The organism is Mycobacterium sp. SMC-17 (assembly GCF_045310915.1).
GTDB lineage: Bacteria > Actinomycetota > Actinomycetes > Mycobacteriales > Mycobacteriaceae > Mycobacterium.
In genome coordinates this window covers 71,165-87,552 of the sequence record NZ_JBJIAK010000009.1, presented here as the reverse complement: position 1 = coordinate 87,552, position 16,388 = coordinate 71,165, and the positions used below count along the sequence as shown (strand labels likewise).

Annotated in this window: 16 protein-coding genes; 12 read left to right on the top strand and 4 right to left on the bottom strand. The window is 68.9% G+C overall.

Annotated elements, in window-relative coordinates; all coding sequences use genetic code 11:
* Positions 1-129: 129 nt before the first annotated feature.
* The 3 genes from ctaD (at position 130) to ACJH7A_RS08690 (ending at position 3,532) form a co-directional block, all read left to right on the top strand.
* On the top strand, positions 130-1,827 hold the full coding sequence (ctaD, locus tag ACJH7A_RS08700) for a cytochrome c oxidase subunit I (RefSeq protein WP_061004131.1): 1,698 nt from the start codon (positions 130-132) through the stop codon (positions 1,825-1,827).
* A gap of 75 nt (positions 1,828-1,902) precedes the next feature.
* Entirely contained in the window at positions 1,903-3,126 is a 1,224-nt protein-coding gene (serB, locus tag ACJH7A_RS08695; RefSeq protein ID WP_110767291.1) for a phosphoserine phosphatase SerB, read from the top strand.
* Between the two features lie 94 nt (positions 3,127-3,220).
* A complete protein-coding gene (locus ACJH7A_RS08690) occupies positions 3,221-3,532 on the top strand; it encodes a hypothetical protein (protein WP_020103125.1) in 312 nt (103 codons plus the stop codon).
* Between the two features lie 14 nt (positions 3,533-3,546).
* On the opposite strand, the gene ACJH7A_RS08685 is transcribed toward ACJH7A_RS08690, so the two are convergent.
* A complete protein-coding gene (locus ACJH7A_RS08685; RefSeq protein ID WP_133427156.1) occupies positions 3,547-4,998 on the bottom strand; it encodes a PLP-dependent aminotransferase family protein in 1,452 nt (483 codons plus the stop codon).
* A gap of 62 nt (positions 4,999-5,060) precedes the next feature.
* Here ACJH7A_RS08685 and ACJH7A_RS08680 point away from each other — a divergent pair, with 62 nt between their 5' ends.
* The 8 genes from ACJH7A_RS08680 to ACJH7A_RS08645 all read left to right on the top strand — a co-directional run bounded on the left by ACJH7A_RS08680 (position 5,061) and on the right by ACJH7A_RS08645 (position 11,299).
* Positions 5,061-5,204 carry a hypothetical protein gene (locus ACJH7A_RS08680; protein WP_165605527.1) on the top strand — a complete coding sequence of 48 codons (144 nt, stop codon included), beginning with the start codon at positions 5,061-5,063 and terminating at the stop codon, positions 5,202-5,204.
* 77 nt (positions 5,205-5,281) lie between these two features.
* The gene (locus tag ACJH7A_RS08675; RefSeq protein ID WP_406801809.1) at positions 5,282-5,902 is read left to right on the top strand and encodes a YczE/YyaS/YitT family protein; all 621 of its coding nucleotides are present in this window, start codon (positions 5,282-5,284) and stop codon (positions 5,900-5,902) included.
* Positions 5,872-6,735: an ABC transporter ATP-binding protein gene (locus ACJH7A_RS08670; RefSeq protein WP_061001297.1), complete on the top strand. Its 864-nt coding sequence runs from the start codon at positions 5,872-5,874 to the stop codon at positions 6,733-6,735. Before ACJH7A_RS08675 ends, ACJH7A_RS08670 begins: the two co-directional genes overlap by 31 nt.
* Positions 6,732-7,532: an NUDIX hydrolase gene (locus ACJH7A_RS08665; protein ID WP_406801778.1), complete on the top strand. Its 801-nt coding sequence runs from the start codon at positions 6,732-6,734 to the stop codon at positions 7,530-7,532. The genes ACJH7A_RS08670 and ACJH7A_RS08665 overlap by 4 nt, the downstream gene beginning before the upstream one ends.
* On the top strand, positions 7,532-8,182 hold the full coding sequence (locus ACJH7A_RS08660; RefSeq protein WP_267323474.1) for an enoyl-CoA hydratase: 651 nt from the start codon (positions 7,532-7,534) through the stop codon (positions 8,180-8,182). The genes ACJH7A_RS08665 and ACJH7A_RS08660 overlap by 1 nt, the downstream gene beginning before the upstream one ends.
* Before the next feature lie 70 nt (positions 8,183-8,252).
* The gene (locus ACJH7A_RS08655) at positions 8,253-9,290 is read left to right on the top strand and encodes a class I SAM-dependent methyltransferase (RefSeq protein ID WP_064859072.1); all 1,038 of its coding nucleotides are present in this window, start codon (positions 8,253-8,255) and stop codon (positions 9,288-9,290) included.
* Between the two features lies 1 nt (position 9,291).
* On the top strand, positions 9,292-10,500 hold the full coding sequence (locus ACJH7A_RS08650; RefSeq protein ID WP_267323473.1) for a THUMP-like domain-containing protein: 1,209 nt from the start codon (positions 9,292-9,294) through the stop codon (positions 10,498-10,500).
* Positions 10,501-10,603: 103 nt separating this feature from the next.
* The gene (locus ACJH7A_RS08645; RefSeq protein WP_061007022.1) at positions 10,604-11,299 is read left to right on the top strand and encodes an esterase; all 696 of its coding nucleotides are present in this window, start codon (positions 10,604-10,606) and stop codon (positions 11,297-11,299) included.
* A gap of 55 nt (positions 11,300-11,354) precedes the next feature.
* On the opposite strand, the gene ACJH7A_RS08640 is transcribed toward ACJH7A_RS08645, so the two are convergent.
* Complete coding sequence (locus tag ACJH7A_RS08640; RefSeq protein WP_406801777.1) at positions 11,355-12,650, bottom strand: PQQ-binding-like beta-propeller repeat protein; 1,296 nt, start codon at positions 12,648-12,650, stop codon at positions 11,355-11,357.
* A 64-nt stretch (positions 12,651-12,714) separates the two neighbouring features.
* Between ACJH7A_RS08640 and ACJH7A_RS08635 the strand changes: the two genes are divergently transcribed.
* Complete coding sequence (locus ACJH7A_RS08635) at positions 12,715-13,452, top strand: acyltransferase (protein WP_061007020.1); 738 nt, start codon at positions 12,715-12,717, stop codon at positions 13,450-13,452.
* 1 nt (position 13,453) lies between these two features.
* Here the strand turns inward: ACJH7A_RS08635 and ACJH7A_RS08630 are convergent, their stop codons facing one another.
* Together ACJH7A_RS08630 and ACJH7A_RS08625 are read right to left on the bottom strand one after the other, a co-directional pair.
* Positions 13,454-14,953 (bottom strand): multicopper oxidase family protein, encoded by a 1,500-nt coding sequence (locus tag ACJH7A_RS08630; RefSeq protein ID WP_110784178.1) that lies wholly within the window; start codon positions 14,951-14,953, stop codon positions 13,454-13,456.
* A 165-nt stretch (positions 14,954-15,118) separates the two neighbouring features.
* On the bottom strand, positions 15,119-16,348 hold the full coding sequence (locus tag ACJH7A_RS08625) for a glycosyltransferase family 4 protein (protein WP_061007019.1): 1,230 nt from the start codon (positions 16,346-16,348) through the stop codon (positions 15,119-15,121).
* Between the last annotated feature and the right edge of the window lie 40 nt (positions 16,349-16,388).

Sequence of the window (16,388 nt, the reverse complement as noted above, 5' to 3'; positions counted from 1 at the left end):
GTCCAGCCAATTACGACAGTTTGTAGGACCCTCGCCGCAAGGCTGTGCGATGGGGGATAAGATCACCGGCAGACAACATGGGATGCCCCGTGTGCTCGAACCATTCGCCCGGAACATTTGGAGGATCTGTTGGTAGCCGAAGCGCCCCCAATCGGAGAACTCGAGGCTCGTCGCCCGTTCCCGGAGCGTATGGGCCCCAAGGGCAACCTGATCTACAAGCTGGTGACCACGACCGATCACAAGCTGATCGGCATCATGTACTGCGTCGTCTGCTTCGTGTTCTTCTTCATCGGTGGCCTGATGGCGCTGTTCATGCGCACCGAGCTGGCCATGCCGGGACTGCAGTTCCTGAGCAACGAGCAGTTCAACCAGCTGTTCACCATGCACGGCACGGTGATGCTGCTGTTCTACGCGACCCCGATCGTGTTCGGCTTCGCGAACCTGGTGCTGCCGCTGCAGATCGGCGCCCCCGACGTGGCGTTCCCGCGGCTGAACGCCTTCTCGTTCTGGCTGTTCCTGTTCGGCGCCATGATCGCCATCGCCGGCTTCATCACCCCCGGTGGTGCCGCTGACTTCGGCTGGACCGCCTACTCGCCGCTGACCGACGCGATCCACTCGCCCGGTGCCGGTGGCGACCTGTGGATCGTCGGCCTGGCCGTCGGTGGTCTCGGCACCATCCTGGGTGCCGTCAACATGGTCACCACCGTGGTCTGCATGCGCTGCCCGGGTATGACGATGTTCCGCATGCCGATCTTCACCTGGAACATCCTGGTGACCTCGATCCTCGTGCTGCTGGCCTTCCCGCTGCTGACTGCCGCGCTGTTCGGCCTGGCCGCCGACCGCCACCTGGGCGCGCACATCTACGACCCCGCCAACGGCGGCGTCCTCCTGTGGCAGCACCTGTTCTGGTTCTTCGGCCACCCCGAGGTGTACATCATCGCGCTGCCGTTCTTCGGCATCGTCTCGGAGATCTTCCCGGTGTTCAGCCGCAAGCCGATCTTCGGTTACACCACCCTGATCTACGCGACGCTCGGTATCGCCGCCCTGTCGGTCGCCGTGTGGGCGCACCACATGTACGCCACCGGCGCCGTCCTGCTGCCGTTCTTCTCCTTCATGACGTTCCTGATCGCGGTCCCGACCGGTATCAAGTTCTTCAACTGGATCGGCACCATGTGGAAGGGCCAGTTGACCTTCGAGACGCCGATGCTGTTCTCGGTGGGCTTCCTGATCACCTTCCTGCTCGGTGGCCTGTCGGGCGTGCTGCTGGCCAGCCCGCCGCTGGACTTCCACGTGACGGACAGCTACTTCGTCATCGCGCACTTCCACTACGTGCTCTTCGGCACCATCGTGTTCGCCACCTACGCGGGCATCTACTTCTGGTTCCCGAAGATGACGGGCCGGCTGCTCGACGAGCGTCTGGGCAAGCTGCACTTCTGGCTGACCTTCATCGGCTTCCACACCACCTTCCTGGTCCAGCACTGGGTCGGTGACGAGGGCATGCCGCGTCGTTACGCCGACTACCTGCCCACCGACGGCTTCACCACGCTGAACGTGATCTCGACCATCGGTGCCTTCATCCTGGGCCTGTCCACGCTGCCGTTCGTGTGGAACGTGTTCAAGAGCTGGCGTTACGGCGAGCCCGTCGTGGTGGACGACCCGTGGGGCTACGGCAACTCCCTGGAGTGGGCCACCAGCTGCCCGCCGCCGCGGCACAACTTCACCGAGCTGCCCCGGATCCGTTCGGAGCGCCCGGCGTTCGAGCTGCACTACCCGCACATGGTCGAGCGGATGCGCGCCGAAGCGCACATCGGTCGATCGCACCACTAGGAATCAGCCGACCCGCCCGCGCCTAAGGCGCGGGCGGTTCTGCGTTAGGGGACTTGACAGATGACGCAGGCAGGAATGCCAAACGGATCCGTGCTCATCACCGTCACCGGTCTCGACCAGCCGGGCGTGACGTCGACGCTGTTCGGCGTGCTGTCGCGGCACAACGTCGAGCTGCTGAACGTCGAGCAGGTGGTCATCCGTGGCCGCCTGACACTCGGCGTGCTGGTTGCGGTGCCGGCCGAGGTGGCCGGCGAGGTGCTGCGGGCCGACGTGCAACAGGCCATCGGCGAGCTGGGACTCGATGTCGCGATCGACAGCAGTGACGATCAGCCCGTCCTGACGGAACCGTCGACCCACACCATCGTCGTGCTGGGCCGGCCCATCACCGCCGAGGCGTTCACCGTCGTCGCCCGCGAGGTCGCGGCGCTGGGGGTCAACATCGACTTCATCCGCGGCGTCTCCGACTATCCGGTGACGGGGCTGGAGCTGCGGGTGTCGGTGCCGCCGGTGGGCGGGGCGTACACCCAGCTGCAAACCGCGCTGGCGCGCGTCGCCGTCGACGAGGGCGTCGACATCGCGCTCGAGGACTACAGCCTGGCCCGCCGGGCCAAGCGGCTCATCGTGTTCGACGTCGACTCGACGCTGATCCAGGGCGAGGTCATCGAGATGCTGGCTGCCCGCGCCGGCGCCGAGGCCAAGGTCGCGGCGATCACCGAAGCCGCCATGCGTGGCGAGCTGGACTTCGAGGAGTCGTTGCGGGAACGCGTGGCCACGCTCGCCGGGCTGCCGGCCGAGGTGGTCGACGAGGTCGCCGACCAGATCGAGCTGACCCCGGGGGCCCGCACCACGCTGCGCACGCTGCGCCGGCTGGGTTACCACTGCGGTGTGGTGTCGGGCGGGTTCCGTCAGGTGATCGAGCCGCTGGCCGAGGAACTGATGCTCGACTTCGTCGCGGCCAACCACCTCGAGATCGTCGACGGCAAGCTGACCGGCCGGGTGACCGGCCCGATCGTCGACCGCCCGGGCAAGGCCAAGGCGCTGCGGGACTTCGCCAACCAGGCCGGTGTGCCCATGGAGCAGACCGTCGCGGTCGGCGACGGCGCCAACGACATCGACATGCTGTCGGCCGCCGGGCTCGGGGTGGCGTTCAACGCCAAGCCCGCGCTGCGGGCCGTCGCCGACGCGTCGCTGAACCACCCGTATCTGGACACCGTGCTGTTCATCCTGGGCATCACGCGTGGCGAGATCGAGGCCGCCGACGCCGTCGACGGTGTGGTGCGACGCGTCGATATTCCGTAGGGATTCCCTGGCGAGGGCACACCGGGGCCGCTGTCGCGTTACAGTGGTGACTATTGATATTGATTTGCTGCGTAAGCGTGTGGGAGATGGTGACATGAAGCGTGCGGTTCTGGTTGGTGTGAGTGCTGTCGCGTTGGTCGCCGGCCCCTTGTCGGTCGTCTCTGTGACGGCGGCCGCGCCGGCCTACGCGTGCCCCTGGGGGACGGTGCCGAGCCATTTCGAAGGCGTGTGCGTCAAGGGCACGGCGAATGGCAGTGGCCCGCAGGCGGTGCCGCCGCAGACGTCCAACAGTGGGACGGGCGCACAGATCACCCAGTCGGTCGGCGGCCTGCAGACGGTCAACGGCATCCCCTGCACGCCCGAGCACATCGGCACCTGCATCGGCCTGATCCAGAGCCAGCAGTAAGTTCTCAGGGCCCCTCAGACGACGAGGGCGTGCGCGTCCGGCGTACCGGAGCCGGTGACGCTGCGCCAGGCCTGAGCCAGCACCGCAACCGATTCGTGTAGCCGCTCCTCGGGCTGTGTGAAGGGCACCCGGATGAAGCGCTCCAGGGTGCCGTCGACGCCGAATCGTGGACCCGCGGGGATGACGAGCCCCATCCGGGACGCCGCGGCCGATAGCGCTGAACTCATGGGTGCGGGCAGCCGCATCCACATCGACATGCCGCCGTGGCACGGGCTCGCCGTCCAGTCCGGAAGTTGTTCCTGCAGAAGCGAACTCACCAGCTGCCGCCGGGCCCGCAGCATGTCGCGGCGGGCCGGCAGCACGGTGTCGGCCTGGCGGAGCAGATCGGCCGAGGCGAGTTGTTCGACGATGGCGGTGCCCAGGTCGATGGTCGGCCGCACCGCGGCGATGGCGGCCAGGGTGGACCTTTCGGCGCGAATCCAGCCGACCCGCAGTCCACCCCAGAAGGACTTCGACATCGAACCGACGGTGATCACCAGGTCGCGACGGCTCTCCAGGTAGGAGGCCAGTGGCGGCGGCAGCGGCTCGTCCAGCCAGATGTCGCAGATGGTCTCGTCGATGATGGTGCGAGTCCGGGTCTCGGAGATGATGCGCGCGAGGCGCTCGCGTCCCGCGGCCGGCAGGCTCAGCCCGGTCGGATTGTGGTTGTCGACGATCAGGTAGGCCAGATTCGGTGCCAGTTGCCGCATGGCGGCTTGCACGGCATCCAGTTCCCAGCCGTCTTCGGCCATGCTGACGGGCACCGGGCGGGCTCCGGACGCGGCGATGAGCGAGATGGCGCCGTGGTACGTCGGCTGCTCGATGAGCACGCGGTCGCCCGGGCGGGCGTAGGTGGCCAGTATGAGATTGATCGCGTGCAGGGCCCCGGTGGTCACCATGATCTCGTCGGGCTCGGTGGGAAGCCCCCTGGCGCAATATCTTTCGGCGATGGCCTGGCGAAGTTCGGCGACGCCGGTGAGTTCGATGCCGATGTCGTGCAAGTGCGGTGCCAGGCGCTGGGCGGCGCGCGTGAATGCCTCGATGGTGGCGGCCGCCGGCGCCGAGGGGGCGGCGTCGGCCAGGCTCAGCGTGCCGGTCCTGGTGAGGGGGGCCGGACTGGCCGTCGGTGCGGTGGGCGGCAGCGCCGTGGTGCTGCGGGCGCCGCGGCGGGCGTTGAGATAGCCGTCCTCGCGCAGCTGGGCATAGGCCGCGGTGACGGTGGTGCGGGAGACGCGCAGGGCGTCGGCCAGCGCGCGCTCGCTGGGATACCGGGCGCCGACGGGAAGCCGGCCGTCGACGATGAGCAGGCGGATGGCATCGGCCAGGCCCAGATAGGCGGGGCCGCTGAGGCTGGAGGTGCGCCAGTTGCCCAATTCTCGTGCCAGAAGGACTTCGTCAAGTGATCTGGCTGACATCTCGATCGACATTGAAGCCAGTATCAGCCAACTGGCTATTGAATGGCAAGCCAGTTGGCGGGAAAACTGGGGCTATGCGAACGAACTGGCTATCAAAACTGGCTGAGAAGCGCGTCCGGTCGCGGCGCGACAACCGGGCCGATGTCCGCGATCTGGATGCGGCGCGGGTGCGGCACGAACTGGATGCCATCCGCGCTCGCTTCCAGGACCACCGGTGAGGGCTGACGTCGGCGTGAAGACCACGGCCGTCCGCACGGCGCTGCTGCTGGCTGGCCTGAGCGGCTACGGCCTGTCGATGGCGCTGTTCGTGCGGGCCGGCCTGGGCCTGGACCCGTGGGACGTCTTCCACCAGGGCCTGGCCAAGCACACGGGACTGACCATCGGCGGCGCGACGGCGCTCGTCGGCGTCGTCGTGCTGCTCGGTTGGATTCCGCTGCGGAACCGGCCGGGCGTCGGCACCGTCGCGAACGTCATCGTCATCTCCGTCGTGGTCGACGCGGCCCTGCTGGTGCTGCCGCAGCCGACGACGCTGCCGGTGCGCACCGCGATGATGGTCGGCGCCGTCGTGCTCAACGCCGTCAGCACGGTGATGTACATCGGTGCCGGGATGGGGCCGGGGCCACGCGACGGACTGATGACCGGGCTGGTGGCCCGGACCGGCTGGTCGGTGCGGCTGGTCCGCACCGGCATCGAGGTGACGGTGCTGGCCACCGGCTGGCTGCTGGGCGGCACCGTCGGCGTCGGAACCGTCGTGTACGCCTTGGGGATTGGGCCGCTGGTGCAACTGGTGCTGCGGTGCACCCCGACCCGGTGGCTCGCGGCCAGTGGCTGGGCACACGTGGTGGGGGACCGGGCGGCTGAACCGGCCGTGACTACGATGAGCGAGTGCCCGGCGCCCTCAACGACCACCTCGTAGAACCCGACGCCCAGCCCGATCCTGACCTGCTGATCGAATTCTCCGGGGTCACGCTGCGCCGCGGCGGGGCCACCCTGGTCGGCCCCATCGACTGGGCGGTGGAACTCGACGAACGCTGGGTCGTCCTGGGCCCCAACGGCGCGGGCAAGACGTCGCTGCTGCGCATGGCGGCCGCCGTCGAGCATCCGTCGTCGGGCACGGCTTTCGTCCTCGGCGAGCGGCTGGGCCGCACCGACATGTCCGAGTTGCGGTCTCGCATCGGGCTCAGCAGTTCGGCGCTGTCGCAGCGGATACCGGACGACGAAGTCGTGCGGGACCTGGTGGTCTCGGCCGGATACGCCGTGCTGGGCCGGTGGCGCGAACAGTACGACGACGTCGACTACAACCGTGCGCTGGACACCTTGGAGAGCATCGGCGCCGAACACCTCGCCGACCGCCGCTACGGCACGCTGTCCGAGGGGGAGCGCAAGCGGGTCCTGATCGCCCGGTCGCTCATGACCGATCCGGAGCTGTTGCTGCTCGACGAGCCGGCGGCCGGACTGGACCTCGGCGGTCGCGAAGAACTGGTGGCCCGGCTGGCTGATCTGGCCGCCGACGCCGACGCGCCGGCCACGGTGCTGGTCACTCACCACGTCGAGGAAATCCCGGAGGGCTTCACGCACTGCCTGCTGCTCTCCGAGGGGCAGACGGTCGCCGCCGGGCTGCTGCCCGACGTGCTGACGTCCGAGAATCTCTCCCAGGCCTTCGGTCAGTCGATCGCCCTGGAGTACATCGACGGGCGGTACTTCGCCCGTCGTACCCGCAGTCGCGCGGCGCACAGGAGGCGTATATGACCGAACTCGACCCCTTGCATCCCCGGCCGGCCGCGACGGTGATGCTGGTGCGCGACGGTGCGCCTGGCATCGAGGTCTTCCTGATGCGCCGCACCATGTCGATGGCCTTCGCCGGCGGCATGACGGTGTTCCCCGGCGGCGGGGTCGACGAGCGCGACCGCGATGCCGACATCGCCTGGACCGGGCCCGACCGCAGCTGGTGGGCCGAGAGGTTCGGCGTGGACCCGGTGCTGGCCGGCGCGCTGGTGTGCGCCGCCGCCCGCGAGACGTTCGAGGAGTCCGGTGTGCTGTTCGCCGGGCCGGCCGACGATCCCGACGGCATCGTCTCCGACGCGACCGTCTACCACGAGTCCCGGACCGCGCTGGAAAGCCGGGAGCTGTCGTTCGGCGAATTCCTGGCCCGCGAGAAGCTCGTGCTGCGTGCGGACCTGCTGTGGCCGTGGGCCAACTGGATCACGCCCAAAGAGGAACGCACCCGCCGCTACGACACCTTCTTCTTCGTCGGCGCGCTGCCGGCCGGCCAACGGGCCGACGGCAACAACACCGAGAGCGACCATGTCGCCTGGCGGACGCCCACGGCAGCGCTGGAGGAGTTCGCGCAGGGGCATTCGTTCCTGCTGCCGCCCACGTGGACGCAACTGAGCTCGCTGGACGGTCGTACGGTCCCGGAACTGATGAAGGACGAGCGCACCATCGAACCGATCGAGCCGGTCCTCACCATGGGTGAGGGCACCTGGGACATCGAGTTCTTCGACGCCGAGCGGTACAAGGCGGCACGCGGCGGCAGGGCGCAGTGATGGACATCGGCGAATACGTCCAGATCCACGTCACCGACGGCATCGGCACCCTGCTGCTGGCCAGGCCACCGCGCAATGCGCTGACCCGCCAGATGTGCCGGGAGATCGCCGCGGCGGCCGAAGAGCTGGGCCAGCGGTCCGACGTCACCGCCGTCATCGTGCACGGCGGTCACGAGGTGTTCTGCACCGGCGACGACGACCACGAGACCAGCACGCTCGACGCGGCGGAAGCGCGCGTCGCGGGCGCCGTCTGCCGCGCCGCCGTCGACGCCGTGGCGGCCATTCCGCGGCCCACCGTGGCGGCCGTGACGGGTTACGCGCTCGGTAGCGGCCTGACGCTGGCGCTGGCCGCCGACTGGCGGATCAGCGGCGACAACGTCAAGGTCGGGTCGACCGAGATCCTGTCGGGGCGGGCGCCGGCCGAGGGCGCGGCGGCGCGGTTGGCCGCGGCCGTCGGCGACAGCCGCGCCAAGGACCTGGTGTTCAGCGGCCGGTTCGCCGGCGCCGAGGAAGCGGTTTCCCTCGGTCTGATCGACCAACTCGTGGCGCCTGACCACGTCTACGACGAGGCGCAGAAATGGGCGCGCAGGTTTCTGGACTCGTCTCCCGAGGCGCTGGCCACAGCAAAGGCGGCGTTCGCGGTTCGCTGAACCGGTGCTCAGCGGGTGAACAGAAGTGTGGATGTGAACTCCCGGTGACCGGGCAGTTAGGCTGACCTGCATGACGAGTACCGACCAGACGTCCGAGGTCGCCGCAGCCGACGCTGCCGCCAAGGTATCCGACGTAGTTGAGCAGGCTGTTGATCAGGCGCCCAACCCGCACGCGACCGCCGAGCAGGTCGAGGCGGCCCGCCACGACACCAAGCTGGCGCAGATCCTGTACCACGACTGGGAAGCCGAGAGCTACGACGACAAGTGGTCGATCTCGTACGACCAGCGGTGTATCGACTACGCCCGCGGTCGCTTCGACGCCATCGTCCCCGACGAGGTCCAGCGTGAGCTGCCCTACGACCGCGCGCTCGAGCTCGGCTGTGGCACCGGCTTCTTCCTGCTGAACCTGATCCAGGCCGGCGTCGCCCGCCGTGGCTCCGTCACCGACCTGTCCCCGGGCATGGTCAAGGTGGCCACCCGCAACGGCAAGGCCCTCGGCCTGGACATCGACGGCCGTGTCGCCGACGCGGAGGGAATCCCTTACGAGGACAACACCTTCGACCTCGTCGTCGGACACGCGGTGCTGCACCACATTCCCGACGTGGAGCTGTCGCTGCGCGAGGTCGTCCGTGTGCTCAAGCCGGGCGGCCGGTTCATCTTCGCCGGCGAGCCCACCACGGTCGGTAACTTCTACGCCCGGCGCCTGGCCGACCTGACCTGGAAGACCACCGTCGCGGCAATGAAGCTGCCCGGTCTGGAGTCCTGGCGCCGGCCGCAGGAAGAGCTCGACGAGAACTCCCGCGCCGCGGCGCTGGAGTGGATCGTCGACCTGCACACCTTCGATCCCGCCGACCTGGAGCGCATGGCGACCAACGCCGGTGCGGTCGAAGTCGCCACGGCCAGTGAGGAATTCACCGCCGCCATGCTGGGCTGGCCGGTGCGGACCTTCGAGTCGACGGTGCCGCCGGGCAAGCTCGGCTTCAAGTGGGCCAAGTTCGCCTTCGGTGGCTGGACCACGCTGAGCTGGTTCGACGCCAACGTGTGGCGCCGCGTGGTGCCGAAGGGCTGGTTCTACAACGTGATGATCACCGGGGTCAAGCCCTCCTGAGTTGGCTGTTGCCTTCACGCTCGACGATGTTGCCTACCTGACCGGACCCGGTCAGGAGGCGCTCGCCGAGGTGGCCGCGCGGCCTCTGACCGATGCCCGCCGGGTATCCGACATCGCCTGGGCGCGTTCGCGTTTCGGTGACCGCGCGGCGGTGCTGGTCGAGACAGTGCTGCTGCGTCGCCGGGCCGTCGCCAAACTGGCCGAGCTGGGCGATGTCACCGGCTGGCTGTTCACCGACGAGGCGCTGCAGCAGGCCACCGCAGGGGCCGTCGCCGTTCATCGGGCGCGGCGGTTGGCCGGCCGCGTCGTGCACGATGCGACGTGTTCGGTCGGGACAGAGCTTGCCGCCCTGAGTAATTCGGGCGGCGCCGGCGCGGCGGCCCTGCTCGTCGGCAGCGACCTCGACGGCGTCCGGCTGGCCATGGCGCGCCACAACGTGGGTGCCCGCGCGCTGCTGTGCCGCGCCGACGCCCTCCGCCCGATCACACGGGACACGGTGGTGGTCGTCGACCCGGCCCGGCGCAGTTCGGGGCGCCGCAAGTTCGATCCCCGCGATTACGCCCCGCCATTGGACGAGCTGCTCGCGGTCTACCAGGGCCGCGACCTCGTGGTGAAATGCGCTCCCGGCGTCGATTTCGGCCAGCTGTCGGAGCTTGGATTCCGCGGCGAGGTGCAGATCACGTCGCTGGCCGGCAGCGTCCGGGAGGCCTGCCTGTGGTCACCGGGGCTGGCCCCGTCCGGCGTCACGCGCCGGGCCACGGTGCTCGACAAGACCGGCCAGGTGGCGGAGGAATTCACCGATGCCGACCCCGACGACTGTCCCTCGGGGCCTGCGGGGCGGTGGATCGTCGACCCCGACGGTGCGGTGGTGCGGGCCGGCCTGGTGCGGCACTATGCGGCGCGGCACGGCCTGTGGCAGCTGGACCCGGCGATCGCGTATCTGTCGGGCGACGAGTTGCCGCGCGGGACAAGGGGTTTCGAGGTCGTCGAGCAGATCGCCTACAACGAGAAGCGGCTCCGGCAGGCGCTGTCCGCGCACGGGGCGGCGGCCGTCGAAATCCTGGTCCGCGGCGTGGACGTCGACCCGGATGCGTTGCGCGCCAAGCTGAAGCTGCAGCGCTCGGGGGCTCAGCTGTCCGTGGTGATCACGCGCATCGGCGCCGGGGCCGCAGCCCGGCCGACAGCCTTCATTTGCCGGCCGTCGCGCTGAGATCACCTGGTCGCAGTTCATGCTCGGGACCGGCAGGGCCGACAGGTACGCTAGAACCGGTGGCGATGTGCCGCCATTCATTCATCCCTGGAGGATTCACCAGATGCGCCTTCCCGCACTCGCCGCAGTGATCGCTGCAACAGGCGCGGTCGGATGGCTCGGCATGCCTCTTGCGGCCGCGACCCCGGCGAAATGCCCGGAGCTGGGCGGCGTCGTCGACGGCTCGCGGATGTGTCAGATTCGCGACACCACCCGCGGCTACGCGCTCAACATCAGCTACCCCATCGACTACCCGGATCAGCAGGCGGTGGTCGACTACATCACGCAGACCCGTGACGGGTACGTCAACGTCGCGAAGATGCCTGGGCCGCACGAGACCTCGTACGAGCTGGACACCAGCGCGACGCAGTACACAGCGGCGATCCCACCGCGCAACACCCAGTCGGTCGTCTTCAAGACGTTCCAGGATGTCGGTGGGGCGCATCCGCAGACCTTCTACAAGACGTTCACGTGGGACCTGGTCCAGCGCAGGCCGATCACCATCGAGAACCTGTTCGCACCTGGCGCACAACCTTTTCCGGTGATCCTGCCGATGGTTCAGGGTGAACTGATCCGCCAGTCCGCGCAGCCGGTGCTGATGCCGCCCGCGGCCGGGCTGGACCCCGAGACCTACCAGAACTTCGCGATCACCAACGACTCGCTGATCTTCTTCTTCAGCCAGGGGCAGGTGCTACCGGAATCCGCCGGCGCGGTGCAGGTCACGGTGCCGCGAGCCCCGATCGAGGCGATGCTGGCCTAGGGATTCGTGCACGATTTTCCGCGGCCCGCGCGGAAAATCGTGCACAAATCCCTGATCAGGCTGGGGCGAACGCGTAGACCTGGCCGTCGCTCGTCGCGGTGACGACGCGTTTGTCGTGCCCGACGGATACTCCGACCGGCCAGCCCGTGGCGCCCGGCAGCGGATAGCTGTTCACGGTGTGGCCGTCGGCGGGGGAGAAGACCACCAATGCCTGGCCGGCCTGACCGTCGCGGACCACGACGTACCCGACTTCGGTGCCGGCGCGCGTCGACGTCGTCAGCGGCTCGACGTCGCTGCGCGTCCACGCCACCTCACCCTTGTCGCCCTTGTCCTTGACCGCGGTGAGCTTGGTCTGCGGCCCGCCGCCGGCGACCACCAGACCATCCGGCGTCACCGACGGCGGCGTCTGCGGCTGGAAGCCCAGGTTGACCGACCATTTGGCCTTGCCGTCGGCGGAGTTCACCGCCCACAGGTGCTGGTCGCGGCCGTTGACGTAGACGGTCTTGCCGTCGGCGGACAGTACCGGGCTGGCGATGGGACCGCCCCCGACCGCGGTGCTGGTCCATTCGCGCGTCAGCAGCGGCGTCTGGCCCTCGTGGTAGCGCATGCCGACGAGGACGGGGGCATCGGTGCCCGGCTGCCACAGGCCCAGCACCACCATGTTGGTGTCAGGGGAGTAGGCGGGCGCCGCAGAGATGGGGCAGGCCGATTTGGCGGGCTGGCAGTCGGCCAGGCCGCGCGCCGAGTCGGCGGGGTCGACGCCGCTGACGAGGTCCAGCGGGGCGCCGATGGTCTGGCCGCGGTGCGCGTCGAAAACCAGCACCTGGCCCAGGTGCGTCACCACCAGGAGCTGACCGGGGGACAGGATGCGCGGCGTCGTCGGCATCCCGATGACCGGCTGGCGCCACCGGATCCACTGCGTCGGCGGGAACGACATGATCGCGCCCGGTTGGCCGACGTACATGTTGTCGAAGCCATCGAACAGGGGACTCGACATGCCGCCGCCCTGCCACAGGCGCGTGCACCAGCGCTGGCGGCCATGCTGGTCGCTTTCCCACACCATCAGCGAGCAACCATTGGCCGACTGCGCGTTGATGGCCAGAAAGCTGCCCGAGCCGAGGATCACCTGTGCGCCGATATTGCCCTTGGCCGAGCGGGCCCAGTCCTGCTTGAGGCTGCTCGCCCCGGCCAGCGCGGTGTAGCTGCTGTTGGCGGCGTCGCCATACTGCGCCGGCCAGCCGTCCGAGGGGTGCGCCTTGACCCAGGAGTCGGTGTTGCCGCACCCGGCGACGGTCAGGGTGACCGCGGCAACAGCAATGACGGCGAGGCGGCGGATTCGGTGTGCAGGCATCGAGTCCCGAGACTAGCCCGAGACCGGCGAATGTCCGATTTCGCCTCGCGTAGGCTTTCCGGCCATGACGACGATGTGGGGCGCACCGATTCACAAGCGATGGCGAGGTTCGCGGCTGCGCGATCCGCGGCAGGCGCGCTTCCTCACCCGTGAGTCGCTGAAGTGGGTGCTCGACAACAAGGCCTACACACCCTGGTACCTGGTGCGGTACTTCCGGCTGCTCAAGTTCAAGCTGGCCAACCCGCACATCATCACGCGCGGCATGGTGTTCCTCGGCAAGGGCGTGGAGATCCAGTGCACGCCCGAGCTGGCGCAGATGGAGATCGGCCGCTGGGTACACATCGGTGACAAGAACACCATCCGCTGCCACGAGGGCTCGCTGCGGTTCGGTGACAAGGTGGTGCTGGGACGCGACAACGTCATCAACACCTACCTCGACATCGAGATCGGTGAGTCGGCGCTCATGGCCGACTGGTGCTACGTCTGCGACTTCGACCACAAGATGGACAGCATGGAGCTGCCGATCAAGGACCAGGGCATCATCAAGGGCCCGGTGCGGATCGGTCCTGACACCTGGGTCGCGGCCAAGGTGACGATCCTGCGCAACACCAGCATCGGCCGCGGCTGCGTGCTCGGTGCCCACGCGGTGGTCAAGGGCGAGATACCGGACTTCTCCATCGCGGTCGGCGCTCCGGCCAAGGTGGTCAAGAACCGCAAGCTGGACTGGGAGACCTCGGCCGCGGAGCGCGAGGAACTCGCCCGGGCGCTGGCCGACATCGAGCGGAAGAAGAGCTCCCGGTAACTCAGCTCGTGTAGTCGAGCGTCGTCATCATGCCCGCCTCCTGGTGATAGGCGTTGTGGCAGTGCATCATCCAGTCGCCGGGGTTGTCGGCGACGAATGCGACGGTCAGCTTCTGCCTGGGCAGCACGATCAGCGTGTCCTTGCGCGGGCCGCGCCGACCGTCGGGCTGCAGCACCTGGAACGTGTGCCCGTGCAGGTGCATGGGGTGCCACATGGTGGTCGAGTTGGTGAAGGTCATGGTCGCGCGCTGGCCCTGACGGACCGTCAGGACCTGGCGGTTGTCGAAGCCGCGCCCATTGATGCCCCAGTCGTACTTCATCATCGAGCCGGTGAGTTCGGCGGCCAGCGTGACGTCCGGCGTGCTGGGTCCGAGGTCGACGGCCGAGGTGGCCGTGAAGTCGGTGACGGTGCCGACGCGGCGCGTCAGCTCGGCGGGACGGAACGCGGCGTCCGGCGCTGTGCCCGCGCCGGTGGAGAGCAGGGCCCGGGCGGCGCTGTCCTTGCCCTCGGCCACCGCCACCAACGGGAAGACACCGGAGCCTGCCGTGACGATGACGTCGTAGCGCTCGCCCATGCCCAGCAGCAGCGCGTCCACATCCACCGGGTCGACGGGGAAGCCGTCGGTGTGGGTGACGGTCATCCGGTGCCCGGCGAGGGCCACCCGGAACGCGGTGTCGGCGCCGGCGTTGATGATGCGCAGCCGGATGCGCTGGCCGGGCTTGGCATTGAAAACCGTTGGTGCGGCCGGAATCCGGCCGTTGGCGAGGAAGTAGGGGTACTTGACGTCGCCGGCGTCACCGCCGAGCAGCGTGCTCGTCGCCATGGGCATGTCGCCCATGCCGCTCATGTCGTGGCCGCCGCCCATGTGTCCCATGCCGGCCATGGCGCGCAGGCCGTCGTAGATCTGCTGGGGTGACTTGCCGGCGCCCGAGGTCCAATCGTCGAGGACCACAATCCATTCCGCGTCGTAACGGCCGCGGTCCGCGGGGTCGTCGACGATCACCGGCAGGTACAGTCCGTAGTCCGCGTCGAGACCGGTGTGCGGGTGTGCCCAATAGGTGCCGGCGTGCGGGACGGAGAAGGCGTACGTGAAGTCGTTGCCGGGCTTGATGTTCGGCGTCGCGGGTGCCGCGCCGTCCATGTCGTTGCGCAGGGCGATGCCGTGCCAGTGCACCGAGGTGTCGTGGTCGAGCCCGTTGGACACACGGACGGACAGTTCGTCGCCCACCGAAGCGCGGATCAGCGGACCTGGCACCTGGTCGCCGTACGCGAGCGTCTGCACGGTGACCCCGCCGAGGTCGACGGTGGCCGGCTGCGGGCGCAGTGCCACCGAGACGGTGCGCCCGCTGTGTGGACGGGCGGCCTCGGTCGCGGCAATGGCCTTCGGGTCGACGGCGCCGGCTGTGGCGGGGGCCGGCGTCTTGCCGCACGCGGCGGCGCCGGCCAGCGCCGACGCGCCAGTGACGGCAGAGGCGATCAGGAAACTGCGGCGAGTCAACACCCTGCCGTTTGTACCCCCGGGGGGTATATCCGTCAAGTGCCGAAAGTCCGTGAGCAGACGTAAAACTGTCCCTTTTCGTGGGAAAAGGGACAGTTTTACGTCTGCTCGGCAAGCGGGAGGTACCCACGGCTCGCAAGCGGGAGGCACCCCAGCTCGCGAGGACAGTCAGCCGCGGTCGGGCAGCGGCCGTTCGACGATGGGACGACGCGCGTGCGGCAGGCGCTCGCCCCGCTTGGCGGCCAGGTACACGTCCGACGTCTCGGCGGCGACGGTCTGCCACGAGAAGTCGTGGTTCAACCGGTCGCGCGCGGCCAGGGCGCGCTGCTGCGCGCCCGCGGGGTCGTCGAGCACCTTGCGGACCGCCGATGCCAGCGCGCCCACGTTGCGCGGCGGGCAGGAGACACCGGTCTTGCCGTTGATCACCGCTTCGCCGAGCCCGCCGACGTTGGAGGTCACCAGCGGCGTACCGGCCGCGGCGGCCTCCAGTGCCACGATGCCGAACGGCTCGTAGTGGCTCGGCAGCACCGCGGCATCGGCCCGGTGCAGCAGCTCCAGCAGGCCGGAATGATCAACGCGGCCAACGAAATTCACGACCTTGGTGACCTTGGCTTTGCGGGCTTCCTCGACCAGCCAGTCGTACTGGGTGCCGTCGCCGGCGATGGTCAGGGTGGTGCCGGGGTGGGTCCGGCGGATGCGGGGCAGCGCGGCGATGACGTCGTGCACGCCCTTCTCGTACTCGAGCCGCCCGACGAACAGCAGCTCGGCCGGCCCGTCATGCTCGCGGCGCATGGCGAACGGCCAGCCGGCGGTGTCGATGCCGTTGCAGATCACGCTCACGTCGGGCAGCTCGGGTCCGAACAGGTCGGTGATCTCCTCGCCCATGGATACCGAGCAGGTGATCAGCGAGTCGGACTCGTGCACGAGCCACGATTCCAGTGAGTGCACCTGGCGGCTCACCGGCCCGGAGAGCCAGCCGGAATGCCGGCCGGCCTCGGTGGCGTGGATGGTGGAGACCAGTGGCACGTCGAAGAATTCGGCGAGGGTCACGGCGGGGTGCGCGACCAGCCAGTCGTGCGCGTGCACGACATCCGGGGTCCAGTCGCGCAGGCTCAGTCCGGCGCGAATCATGGCGTGGCCCATGGCCAGCGTCCACGCCATCATGTCGGTGCCGAACTTGAACTCGTTCGGGTCGAGAGCCGCGGAGATCACCCACACGCCCTCGTGCACCTCGTTGGTGGTCGGGTGCGTGCTGGGATCGGTGTCGGCGGGACGGCGGCACAGCACCACGACCTCGTGGCCGAGGGCGGCCAGCTCGACGGCCAGATGATGGACGTGGCGACCGAGGCCACCGATGACCACGGGTGGGTACTCCCACGAGACCATGAGGATTTTCATCGCTGCCTTCTGCTCTTCGCGCAAGCGCTCATCGGTGCAC